The sequence below is a fragment of the Paenibacillus sp. FSL F4-0125 genome, from assembly GCF_038008565.1.
Taxonomy (GTDB): Bacteria; Bacillota; Bacilli; order Paenibacillales; family Paenibacillaceae; genus Paenibacillus_AQ.
The window spans coordinates 139,625-151,440 of record NZ_JBBOZJ010000001.1; the positions used below are offsets into that span (position 1 = coordinate 139,625).

An 11,816-nucleotide genomic window follows, 5' to 3' on the forward strand; every position below is an offset into this window, starting at 1 on the left:
GATGTCGGTTTAAAAACATAGCCAACCAACATTCTTAGGAGGATGAAACCATGCCATTAGTATCTATGACAGACATGTTGAACAAAGCACTTGAAGGAAAATACGCAGTAGGTCAGTACAACATTAACAACTTGGAGTGGACTCAAGCTATTCTTGGTGCCGCTGAACAAGAAAAATCACCAGTAATCCTTGGTGTATCCGAAGGCGCAGCACGTCACATGGGCGGCTTCACTACTGTTGTTAAGATGGTAGAAGGTCTAATTATCGATATGAATATCACAGTTCCTGTAGCTATCCACCTTGACCATGGATCAAGCTTTGATAAATGTAAGGCAGCAATTGATGCTGGATTTACATCCGTAATGATCGACGGTTCCCACCACCCAATCGATGAGAATATTGATATGACTAAAAAAGTTGTTGAATATGCTCATGCTAAAGGTGTTTCCGTAGAAGCAGAAGTAGGTACTGTTGGTGGACAAGAAGACGACGTTATCGGCGGCATCATGTATGCTAAGCTGGATGAGTGCGTTCGTATTGTTAAAGAAACAGGTATCGACACTTTGGCTCCTGCTCTAGGTTCTGTTCATGGTCCTTACCATGGTGAGCCTAACCTCGGATTCAAAGAAATGGAAGAAATCCGTGACGCTACTAACATCCCAATGGTTCTTCATGGTGGTACAGGTATTCCTGAACATGACATCAAGAAAGCTATCTCCCTGGGTACTTCCAAAATTAACGTAAACACTGAGAACCAAATCGTGTTTGCAAAAGTTGTTCGCGAAGTTCTAGCTGCTAAACCGGATGCTTATGATCCACGTACATTCATCGCACCAGGTCGCGACGCAATCAAAGAAACCGTTATCGGTAAAATCCGCGAATTTGGATCCAACAACAAAGCCTAATCATTGTTAGCTTCCGCCATAGGTGGACAAGCAATTTGTAAAGGGCAGGGTGTAGCTCTGCCCAGTTGAATAGTTTGATGAGGAAAGCACACCGCTTAGCCGGTGTCTTTCCATTTTCATCACTAAAAGTCCACAGCACGTATTGCCCGCACAGCTGCAATACACGTAGGGGGAAATTGATAAATCTATGGAAAAATTAATGATTGGCGGTGGACGTCCGCTAGAGGGCGTTGTAACCATCAGTGGAGCAAAGAATAGTGCTATTGCACTTATTCCTGCGGCGATTTTGGCCGAATCTGAAGTTGTTCTTGATAATTTACCGTCCCTTAGTGATGTAGCCGTTTACTCTGAAATCTTGCAAGAGCTTGGCGCAAGTGTATCTTGGTCAGGCAACCAGATGAAAATTGATCCTTCGCGTATTGTATCTATACCTATGCCTAATGGTCCGGTTAAGAAACTTCGAGCCTCATATTATATGATGGGAGCTCTGCTTGGAAGATTCAAAGAAGCGACAATAGGTCTTCCTGGTGGTTGTAATTTCGAACCTCGTCCAATCGATCAGCATATCAAGGGATTCGAGGCGCTGGGAGCAACAGTTACAAACGAACATGGTTCTATCCACTTATATGCTAAAGAGCTACGCGGCGCGAAGATTTATTTAGACGTATCAAGCGTAGGTGCCACTATTAACATCATGCTGGCGGCTTCACGTGCCAAAGGCTCCACAATTATTGAAAATGCGGCTAAAGAGCCTGAGATTATAGATGTAGCAACCCTATTGAACTCTATGGGCGCTGTTATTAAAGGCGCTGGTACAGAAACCATCCGAATCGAAGGGGTCTCGGAAATGCACGGCTGCCGTCACTCCATTATTCCCGATCGGATACAAGCAGGAACTTATATGATTGCCGCTGCGGCTACGCGTGGTAATGTATTGATAGATAACGTTATTCCTAAGCACTTGGAAGCATTAACGGCCAAGCTTTTAGAGATGGGCGTTGATATTGAAGAGCTTGATGAAAGTATTCGTGTTATAGGTAGAGCTAAATATGAACATGCAGATGTCAAAGCGCTGACCTATCCTGGCTTTCCTACAGATTTACAATCTCCTATGACAAGTATGTTGACGCAGGCAGAAGGTGTTAGTGTTCTTAGTGATTTCGTCTACAGCAACCGTTTTAAGCATGTACCAGAATTGGTACGAATGGGCGCAAAGATTCGCGTTGAAGGCCGTTCTGCTATTATTGAGGGTGGTAAGCTTAATGCTGCAAAAGTGAAAGCGACCGATCTACGGGCAGGTGCTGCTCTTGTTATTGCTGGGTTGACGGTAGAGGATGGAATCACCGAGGTGACCGGCGTAGAATATATTGACCGTGGTTATGATAATTTAGTGAGTAACCTTCGACAACTAGGTGCTCATGTTTGGCGTGAGAACGAATAAAATTAGGATATCCCGTTTGGAGGGAGGTTTATTTGCTGATTTACCGCATATATCCTTCCAAATTGGGTATTAATATCCTAACGGGCATTTTAATAGACTCATCATTTTGCCTAGTAGATAGACTAGGGCGAACTCATTTAAAAATTGAATAGGTGGTTATTACATGGATCTTCAAATTTCCGATTTGGAAGAAATGAAGCTGACCGAGTTGTATAAGCTGGCCAAGAAATACCAGATTCCTTATTACGGACAGCTGAAGAAACGGGAACTGATCTTTGCGATCCTTCGGGCACAGGCAGAGCAAAGCGGTCTTATGTTTATGGAAGGCGTACTGGAAATTCTACCCGAGGGCTATGGATTTCTAAGGCCGATTAACTATTTGCCCAGCGCTGAAGATATTTATATCTCAGCCTCACAAATTCGGAAGTTTGATCTCAGAAGCGGAGATCTTGTATCTGGGAAATGCCGGACGCCGAAAGAGAATGAACGATATTTTGGCCTGCTTCAAGTCAATGCCGTTAATGGTGAGAACCCTGCTAGCGCAGCGGAGCGACTTCATTTTCCAGCATTAACACCACTTTATCCGCAAGACAAGCTACCGCTTGAAACATCCCCTACTCATTTGTCTACCCGAATAATGGATTTGCTCGCTCCTGTAGGTTTGGGGCAGCGGGGTTTGATTGTAGCACCTCCTAAAGCAGGAAAAACGCTCCTCTTGAAAGAAATTGCCAATAGTATTTCCACTAATAATCCTGAGATTGAGCTCTTTGTATTGCTAATAGATGAACGTCCTGAAGAAGTAACCGATATGCAACGTTCTGTAAAAGGCGAAGTGGTTGCATCGACGTTTGATGAGCTTCCAGAGAATCATATTAAAGTGGCCGAGCTTGTGTTGCAAAGGGCTCTTCGTTTAGTTGAGCACAAGAAGGACGTAGTTATTCTTTTAGATAGCATTACCCGTCTGGCGCGTGCGTATAATCTTGTGGTTCCGCCATCTGGACGCACACTTAGCGGAGGGATTGACCCAGCAGCGTTTCATCGACCGAAGCGGTTTTTTGGCTCTGCACGGAATGTGGAAGAGGGCGGTTCACTGACTATTTTAGCAACGGCCTTAATTGATACCGGGTCACGTATGGATGACATTATTTATGAAGAGTTTAAGGGTACCGGTAACATGGAGCTTCATTTGGACCGCAAATTGGCAGAACGCCGTATTTTCCCTGCTATTGATATTCGCCGTTCAGGTACACGCCGGGAAGAAGTACTCCTGAGCAAAGAAGAGCTTGATACAATCTGGGCGATTCGCAAAAACATGAATGAATCCTACGATTTTGTGGAGGGATTCATCAAAAAGCTGCGTGATACAAAGACTAATGCTGAATTCTTAGCCTCCTTTGACGTTGCGGGAGCTAAACAATCACCAAATGGAACTGCAAGCAGCGGAGGAACTTCCAACAGTGGTACAGCTGCTCGTCGCACAACACGGGCGAAGACTTCTTCAGTACCTACAACTTGAGAATTGATAATAAGAGGAGACTAACATGTATTTGGTATATGCCGACGGGCAAGGAAACGTATATGATCATCCTGAACTGTACGGGCTAGCCCGTAGTGGGGATATGATCGTTGAAATACTGGAGGAAGAGTTGATTCCGCTGCCTGAAGGCGCTACTCTTGTGGGCTTGCCTAGTACACGGGCGGTGGGTATGGATCCTGAAACCGGTGAAATGATGTCGCTGCCAGAAGGTTCGCAGGCTGTAGGGGCTTTGTTACCTCAAGGCTATACTCGCTTGTGTCTTCCTGGCTATGTGAAAACAGACAAGTCTTACAAGCTTCCTCTGTTTGGGTATTCGGCTGTAGTGTGGAAGGATGGCGGGTTCTATGTTGCGGCGGACCCAACTGATAATCCGGAAAAGTGGAATCCACTGAACTGTGATAAACAGGACCTTGAGGTAAGTGTTGGTGAATTAACTGCCAAATATCCTGATAACCGTCTCTATGAGCATCTTTCTAACTGTGCGCTTGGTTATGAATGCCTCACTTCCTCCAATACCTTTTTAGGGCGTTGGGAGGGCGGTGTGCCTGTCTCTTATTCATGTAATGCTGGATGTTTTGGCTGTATTTCTGAGCAACCTGATGATAGTGGTTTTGTATCTCCGCAGACTCGGATGAATTTCCGACCAACCGTCAATGAAATTTCACAAGTTATGCTGGAGCATTTGACGACGCCTGAATCGATAATCAGTTTTGGACAAGGCTGTGAAGGAGAACCTTCTACGCAGGCAAAACTTATTATAGAAGCAATTCGTGAAGTGCGCTCGATTACTGACATGGGCTACATCAATATCAATACCAATGCTGGCTTAAACGATCATATTCGTGGAATCGTCGATGCTGGGCTGGATTTGATGCGTGTCAGCACGATCAGTGCCCTAGATGATCATTACAATGCTTATTACAAACCGCGTGGCTACACATTGGCTAATGTAGAGAAGTCTTTAAAATATGCTGCCTCGCAAGGTGTATACACATCGATCAACTATCTCATATTCCCTGGAGTGACTGATCGCGAGGAAGAGATTGAAGCGATGGTAGAGTTTGTAAGACGAACGGATCTGAAGCTTATTCAAATGCGTAATCTGAATATTGATCCTGAGAGTTATTTGGAGTTAATCCCCCCTGCTAAGGGTGAAATTCTTGGCATGAAGACGATGCTGGAAATTTTCCGGGATGAATTGCCGGATGTTGTTATTGGTTCCTACACGCATGTACCACCGGCAAATATGGCTCGAGTAAAGCAACGGCAACTCAACATCTAATAGAGTGAATGTACCAATGAATTACCAATGAAACATATTGATCAATTGAATTTTTCGTGCTAAAATACCACAGTGTAATCATATAACTCTGGGTCCGCATGAGGCTTAGGGCATGAGAGGTGAAATTCAAAATGCAAGCAGCAATTCAACCAAAGTATAACTTAACTAAGGTAACCTGCGCATGTGGCAACTCTTTCGAAGCTGGCTCTGTTAAACAAGAGCTTCGTGTTGAAATTTGCTCCAGCTGCCATCCTTTCTTCACTGGCAAGCAGAAGTTCCTGGATGCCGGCGGTCGCGTTGATAAATTCAAGAAGAAATACGGTATCTAATTGGAATAGCCGCTTAGCGGCTTAATGGTTAGATCGAGCCCCCAGCTTTCTCGCTGAGGGGCTCATTTTATGTCTTGGAGTTGATTTTTGTCTGATCGTGAGCTATACTTATCTTCGCCGTGCTAGACGGGGAGGTAGCGGTGCCCTGTAACTCGCAATCCGCTGTAGCGAGGTTGAATTCCTGTTAGAGGTGCTATCGATGTGAGGCCTTGGTTCCTACGGGCTGTGTTGACGGTTGGGTCCTCCGCAATGAGTGCTTATGAACCTGGTCAGGTCCGGAAGGAAGCAGCCATAAGTAAGTTTACTCTTGTGCCGGAGGGTGGCCTAGCCCGAGCAGTCATGTAGGGTTGCCGCTTGGATCGTAGTCATCAATAACAGGTGCACGGTTTATATTTCTGTTTATAACAGCATCTTTGCCACAAGCAAAGATGCTTTTTGTTTTTGGTCAATAGCCGATGAATATAGTATAATAAATTTGCGACAAATGCCGGGAAAGAGGCAGCCTAAGAGAGGGTAATGCATAGTGGAACATATCGCGCTGTACCGTGCTTGGCGGCCGCAGTCGTTTCAAGACATGGTTGGACAACAGCACATTATCCAAACGCTGCAGAACGCAATTCGTGAACAGCGGGTTTCGCATGCCTATCTGTTCAGTGGTCCGCGCGGAACGGGTAAGACAAGTGCTGCTAAAGTCTTAGCGAAAGCGGTCAATTGTGAACGAGGGCCAGGTCCGGAGCCTTGCAACGAGTGTCCTTCCTGCTTGCGAATCACTGCGGGCAATGTGATGGATGTGCAGGAAATAGATGCGGCATCGAACCGGGGTGTAGAAGAAATTCGTGATCTCCGGGATAAGGTGAAATATGCACCTACCGAGGTGCGCCGTAAAGTGTATATTATTGATGAAGTGCATATGCTGACAACAGAAGCATTTAATGCGCTATTAAAGACATTGGAGGAACCGCCGTCACATGCAATGTTTATCCTTGCGACTACGGAACCTCATAAATTACCAGCGACGATCATCTCTCGTTGTCAGCGCTTTGATTTCCGTAGAGTAGCTTTGGAAGAACAGACAGCTCATCTAAGCGCTATCTGTGAGAAGGAAGGGATTACAGCCGATGTTAACGCATTGCAGTATATTGCCCGTCTTTCTGATGGAGGTATGCGTGATGCAGTGAGTTTGCTGGATCAGATTTCATCTTTTACAGATGGCAAAGTTACGTACGAACAAGTGCTTGGGATGACCGGAGGGATACCCTCTGAGCAATTTGCACGTCTTGCAACTGCTATCCTGGAAGGTGATATGGGTCTTCTTCTGGAGCTTGTTGAACAGCTTATGCATGAAGGTAAGAGTGCTGATAAATGTCTAGAGAATCTTATGTATTATTTCCGTGATTTATTGATGATTAAGATGGTACCCGGGGCCGACCAACTGACTGAGCGAGTGCTTAATCCCGCTGAATTTAAAGATATGGCCACCGCATTTTCTCGGGATCGTCTGTTTCAGATCGTTGATACACTTAATAAGTACCTAGGTGAAATGAAGTATGCTACACATCCGCAGACGTTGTTTGAAGTTGCGTTGATGAAGCTTTGTAGCTTGCAGCAAGATGAAGGTGAGACCGTAACAGCTGCTCCGTTAGGTGCATTGCAGCCTGGATCAGGGGCAAATGCTCCTGCGGTTCACTCTGGCGAATTGGATCTGCTCAAGAAACAGATTGCTGCGCTGGAGAAAAAGCTGGAACAGGCGTTGCAGTCCGGCGGCGTTTCTGGTGGTGGGCGAGATGGTGCCTCTTCTGCGAAATCGCATCCGGCTCCAAGTTCTGCGCCGAGAATATCTGCAAGCTCCAAAATGCCTCCAAATGTAGATAAGTTCATTGCTGGTAAGGATAGTCCTGATTTTGCAGCTATCTACAAACAGTGGAGTCTTGTCTTGCAAGGGGTAAAAGAGGAGAAAGTAACGGTTCATGCGTGGTTTGTAGACGGTGAGCCTGTATCAGTAATGGACGATGCAGTGCTTGTTGCATTCAAGAACACGATTCATCGCGATACAACGGAGAAGCCGGCCAACAGACAGGTCATTGAGAATGTGTTTGCAGCACGTCTTGGTAAACCTTATAAACTGGTAACTATTATGCAACGCGACTGGAACGAAGCAGCTCAGAAGTCAGTGGGACAGCCTGGCAAAGAAGAGTTACGGCTAGAACATGAACATGACACTACAGAAGCGAAATCTGAACCTTGGATTGATGAGGCTATCCAGCTTTTTGGAGAAGACCTTGTTGTCATAAAAGAGTAATGTAAGCATACTAGCGCAGATAGCGCATCCCAAAGGAGAGATGATGTATGAATAATATGAACCAAATGATGAAGCAAGTTAAGAAAATGCAGGAGCAAATGCTTAAAGCTCAAGAAGAGCTAGGTGGCAAAGTAATTGAGGGCTCATCTGGTGGCGGTGTAGTTACAGTTCAAGTGAATGGTCACAAAAAATTGCTTTCTATTCAAATTAAGCCGGAAGCTGTTGATCCGGAAGATGTTGAAATGCTGCAAGATTTAGTAATTACTGCGGTTAATGATGCTTTGACTCAAGCTGAAGAGCTTGCAAACAATGATATGGGTAAATTTACTGGTGGAATGAAGATCCCAGGTTTGTTCTAATCACTCACTCCACTTTCGTTTAAAGGAGAATAATAAATTTGTATTATCCCGAACCGCTAGCCAAGCTGATCGATGCTTTCACGCGCTTGCCCGGGATTGGGCCTAAGACAGCCGCCCGGTTAGCCTTTCATGTGCTTAACATGAAAGAGGATGACGTCATTGATTTTGCTAAAGCGCTAGTAAGCGTCAAACGTAATCTTCATTATTGCTCTGTCTGCTGTAATATTACGGATACTGACCCGTGTAAGATATGTCAGGACAAAACCAGAGATCCTTCAGTAATCTGTGTGATTCAAGACTCCAAGGATTTGGTGGCAATAGAACGAACCAAAGAGTTTAATGGGTATTATCACGTTCTTCAGGGTGCGATTTCACCTATGGAAGGTATAGGTCCTGATGATATTCGTTTGAAGGAATTATTGACTCGTTTGAGTGATGAAAGAGTAAGTGAGCTTATCATGGCGACCAACCCCAACATTGAGGGTGAGGCAACGGCGATGTATATTTCTCGTCTAGTTCGGCCGTTTGAGATTAAAATCACCAGAATAGCCCATGGCTTGCCTGTTGGTGGCGATCTTGAATACGCCGACGAGGTTACCTTGTCCAAGGCGTTAGAAGGCCGTCGTGAGCTATTCTAGTAGCTCTAAAGTTATGTTTTTCAAAAGGAGGCCCCTTGGGCTTCCTTTTTTTTTGTTCTAAGTTTGTCCCTATCCCGATATGAATGAGAATAACGAGATGTAATTTTGCATCGAAATTATTCTGAGGAGGAATTGGTAATGGGATGGTGGAGCGTGTTGTGGCGGGGCGTAGATAAAGAACAGGGAAGAAGAGAGTCTGAGGGTTGGGAAACGTTATTGGAGGTTCGCAAGGCGCATTCAGAGTGGGAGAGAGCGTACCTAATGTTTGATGAAGCGTTGGGTCAAGATCAAATTGATTACGCTATTTATATCCTGGAGGCGGCAGAGCGTAAATATCAGATACATCTCAAGCATGCAAAAAGCATGGGGTTAAATAGCAGTCAGATGTAGGCACTAGTCAAAAAAATATAAGGAGGATTATTATGCTAAAGATGTTAGCTATAGGAGTACTGGTCTTATCGGTTGTGTTGTTGAGTGTAATTGTGTTCCGAAAAAAACTTGGATTTGGATGGCTTAGTTTATTCGGCGCTCATTTGGTGCTAGCTGCACTAGCGATATATGTAGTGAATTTCTCGGGGTTGATCACACAGGTTCATATTCCACTAAACCCCGCAACCATAGGCGCAGTAACGATTCTTGGCCTTCCAGGAGTAGTAATGTTAATGGGATTAAGAATAATTTTGTTTTAAAGCTTGACGTGGGTTTGAAAAATATGATACATTAAGTCTCGCCCCTTTGGACAAGATGTTGATTAACAACTTGCTGAAACGGTAAGCGAAAAAAGAAATTAAAAAAACGCTTGACGAAAACAAAGGTGCTGTGATATATTATAAAGGTCGCTGCTGACAAGCGACGACAACGAAAGATGAGACATTGATCTTTGAAAACTGAACAACGAGTGAGTGGGAAATCACGAAAGTGAAATCCAAAATTAGAGAATTAATTTTCTCGTCAGATGTTTCAAAATGAGCATATCGCTCTTTTCAATACTAATTGGAGAGTTTGATCCTGGCTCAGGACGAACGCTGGCGGCGTGCCTAATACATGCAAGTCGAGCGGAGTTATTTTGAAAGCTTGCTTTCAAAATAACTTAGCGGCGGACGGGTGAGTAACACGTAGGCAACCTGCCCCTTAGGCTGGGATAACTACCGGAAACGGTAGCTAATACCGGATAATTTCTTTTTTCTCCTGAAGAAAGAATGAAAGACGGAGCAATCTGTCACTGAGGGATGGGCCTGCGGCGCATTAGCTAGTTGGTGGGGTAACGGCCCACCAAGGCGACGATGCGTAGCCGACCTGAGAGGGTGAACGGCCACACTGGGACTGAGACACGGCCCAGACTCCTACGGGAGGCAGCAGTAGGGAATCTTCCGCAATGGACGAAAGTCTGACGGAGCAACGCCGCGTGAGTGATGAAGGTTTTCGGATCGTAAAGCTCTGTTGCCAGGGAAGAACGTCCGGTAGAGTAACTGCTACCGGAGTGACGGTACCTGAGAAGAAAGCCCCGGCTAACTACGTGCCAGCAGCCGCGGTAATACGTAGGGGGCAAGCGTTGTCCGGAATTATTGGGCGTAAAGCGCGCGCAGGCGGTCATTTAAGTCTGGTGTTTAAACCTTGGGCTCAACCTAAGGTCGCACTGGAAACTGGGTGACTTGAGTACAGAAGAGGAAAGTGGAATTCCACGTGTAGCGGTGAAATGCGTAGATATGTGGAGGAACACCAGTGGCGAAGGCGACTTTCTGGGCTGTAACTGACGCTGAGGCGCGAAAGCGTGGGGAGCAAACAGGATTAGATACCCTGGTAGTCCACGCCGTAAACGATGAGTGCTAGGTGTTAGGGGTTTCGATACCCTTGGTGCCGAAGTTAACACAGTAAGCACTCCGCCTGGGGAGTACGGTCGCAAGACTGAAACTCAAAGGAATTGACGGGGACCCGCACAAGCAGTGGAGTATGTGGTTTAATTCGAAGCAACGCGAAGAACCTTACCAGGTCTTGACATCCCTCTGAATCTGCTAGAGATAGCAGCGGCCTTCGGGACAGAGGAGACAGGTGGTGCATGGTTGTCGTCAGCTCGTGTCGTGAGATGTTGGGTTAAGTCCCGCAACGAGCGCAACCCTTAACTTTAGTTGCCAGCAAGTAATGTTGGGCACTCTAGAGTGACTGCCGGTGACAAACCGGAGGAAGGTGGGGATGACGTCAAATCATCATGCCCCTTATGACCTGGGCTACACACGTACTACAATGGCCGGTACAACGGGAAGCGAAGCCGCGAGGTGGAGCCAATCCCATCAAAGCCGGTCTCAGTTCGGATTGCAGGCTGCAACTCGCCTGCATGAAGTCGGAATTGCTAGTAATCGCGGATCAGCATGCCGCGGTGAATACGTTCCCGGGTCTTGTACACACCGCCCGTCACACCACGAGAGTTTACAACACCCGAAGTCGGTGGGGTAACCCGCAAGGGAGCCAGCCGCCGAAGGTGGGGTAGATGATTGGGGTGAAGTCGTAACAAGGTAGCCGTATCGGAAGGTGCGGCTGGATCACCTCCTTTCTATGGAGAATCGTCTTCGGAAGTGGAGACATTCAAATCGGAAGTTTAACTTCCACAATAGAACCTTCGGGTTCAAACACTCACTCGTGTTCAGTTTTGAAAGAGCAAGTCTCTTTCATATGCGTTTGGTGGCGATAGCGGAGGGGTTCCACACGTACCCATCCCGAACACGACCGTTAAGCCCTCCAGCGCCGATGGTACTTGGACCGAAGGGTCCTGGGAGAGTAGGACGCCGCCAAGCGAACAACCACTTTGGTTGATTCACAATATTATATGTTATATGGGCTTTTAGCTCAGTTGGTTAGAGCGCACCTCTGATAAGGGTGAGGTCGGTGGTTCGAGTCCACCAAGGCCCACCATATAACTTATATCCCTTTATGGGGCCATAGCTCAGCTGGGAGAGCGCCTGCCTTGCAAGCAGGAGGTCAGCGGTTCGATCCCGCTTGGCTCCACCATAATTTTTAAATTCAATACTTTC

General features: G+C 46.1%; 10 protein-coding genes, 2 tRNA genes, 2 rRNA genes and 1 other RNA gene. All 15 read left to right on the top strand.

Going from position 1 to position 11,816, the window contains the following annotated elements; genetic code table 11:
• Positions 1 to 50: 50 nt before the first annotated feature.
• The 15 genes from fba (at position 51) to NST74_RS00725 (ending at position 11,793) form a co-directional block, all read left to right on the top strand.
• The gene (fba, locus tag NST74_RS00655; protein WP_036679934.1) at positions 51 to 905 is read left to right on the top strand and encodes a class II fructose-1,6-bisphosphate aldolase; all 855 of its coding nucleotides are present in this window, start codon (positions 51 to 53) and stop codon (positions 903 to 905) included.
• A 187-nt stretch (positions 906 to 1,092) separates the two neighbouring features.
• Positions 1,093 to 2,346 (top strand): UDP-N-acetylglucosamine 1-carboxyvinyltransferase, encoded by a 1,254-nt coding sequence (locus NST74_RS00660; protein ID WP_042123233.1) that lies wholly within the window; start codon positions 1,093 to 1,095, stop codon positions 2,344 to 2,346.
• A 163-nt stretch (positions 2,347 to 2,509) separates the two neighbouring features.
• Positions 2,510 to 3,862, top strand: a complete 1,353-nt coding sequence (rho, locus tag NST74_RS00665; RefSeq protein WP_042123234.1) for a transcription termination factor Rho — start codon at positions 2,510 to 2,512, stop codon at positions 3,860 to 3,862.
• 25 nt (positions 3,863 to 3,887) lie between these two features.
• Entirely contained in the window at positions 3,888 to 5,165 is a 1,278-nt protein-coding gene (locus NST74_RS00670; protein WP_341109994.1) for a radical SAM protein, read from the top strand.
• Positions 5,166 to 5,296: 131 nt separating this feature from the next.
• Entirely contained in the window at positions 5,297 to 5,494 is a 198-nt protein-coding gene (gene rpmE / locus NST74_RS00675) for a 50S ribosomal protein L31 (protein WP_042123239.1), read from the top strand.
• Positions 5,495 to 5,611: 117 nt separating this feature from the next.
• Positions 5,612 to 5,880: signal recognition particle sRNA large type (gene ffs, locus NST74_RS00680), an RNA gene on the top strand.
• 137 nt (positions 5,881 to 6,017) lie between these two features.
• Positions 6,018 to 7,793 carry a DNA polymerase III subunit gamma/tau gene (gene dnaX / locus NST74_RS00685; RefSeq protein WP_341109995.1) on the top strand — a complete coding sequence of 592 codons (1,776 nt, stop codon included), beginning with the start codon at positions 6,018 to 6,020 and terminating at the stop codon, positions 7,791 to 7,793.
• A 47-nt stretch (positions 7,794 to 7,840) separates the two neighbouring features.
• Positions 7,841 to 8,152: a YbaB/EbfC family nucleoid-associated protein gene (locus NST74_RS00690; protein WP_036679924.1), complete on the top strand. Its 312-nt coding sequence runs from the start codon at positions 7,841 to 7,843 to the stop codon at positions 8,150 to 8,152.
• Between the two features lie 38 nt (positions 8,153 to 8,190).
• Positions 8,191 to 8,790 (top strand): recombination mediator RecR, encoded by a 600-nt coding sequence (gene recR / locus NST74_RS00695; protein ID WP_042123249.1) that lies wholly within the window; start codon positions 8,191 to 8,193, stop codon positions 8,788 to 8,790.
• A 138-nt stretch (positions 8,791 to 8,928) separates the two neighbouring features.
• On the top strand, positions 8,929 to 9,180 hold the full coding sequence (locus NST74_RS00700) for a DUF2508 family protein (RefSeq protein WP_042123251.1): 252 nt from the start codon (positions 8,929 to 8,931) through the stop codon (positions 9,178 to 9,180).
• 41 nt (positions 9,181 to 9,221) lie between these two features.
• On the top strand, positions 9,222 to 9,479 hold the full coding sequence (locus NST74_RS00705; protein ID WP_375105323.1) for a pro-sigmaK processing inhibitor BofA family protein: 258 nt from the start codon (positions 9,222 to 9,224) through the stop codon (positions 9,477 to 9,479).
• A gap of 301 nt (positions 9,480 to 9,780) precedes the next feature.
• Positions 9,781 to 11,338: ribosomal RNA gene (locus NST74_RS00710) — 16S ribosomal RNA — on the top strand.
• 124 nt (positions 11,339 to 11,462) lie between these two features.
• Positions 11,463 to 11,579: ribosomal RNA gene (rrf, locus tag NST74_RS00715) — 5S ribosomal RNA — on the top strand.
• Positions 11,580 to 11,620: 41 nt separating this feature from the next.
• Positions 11,621 to 11,697 (top strand) — tRNA-Ile (locus tag NST74_RS00720).
• A 20-nt stretch (positions 11,698 to 11,717) separates the two neighbouring features.
• Positions 11,718 to 11,793: transfer RNA gene (locus NST74_RS00725), tRNA-Ala, on the top strand.
• The last annotated feature ends 23 nt before the right edge of the window (positions 11,794 to 11,816 follow it).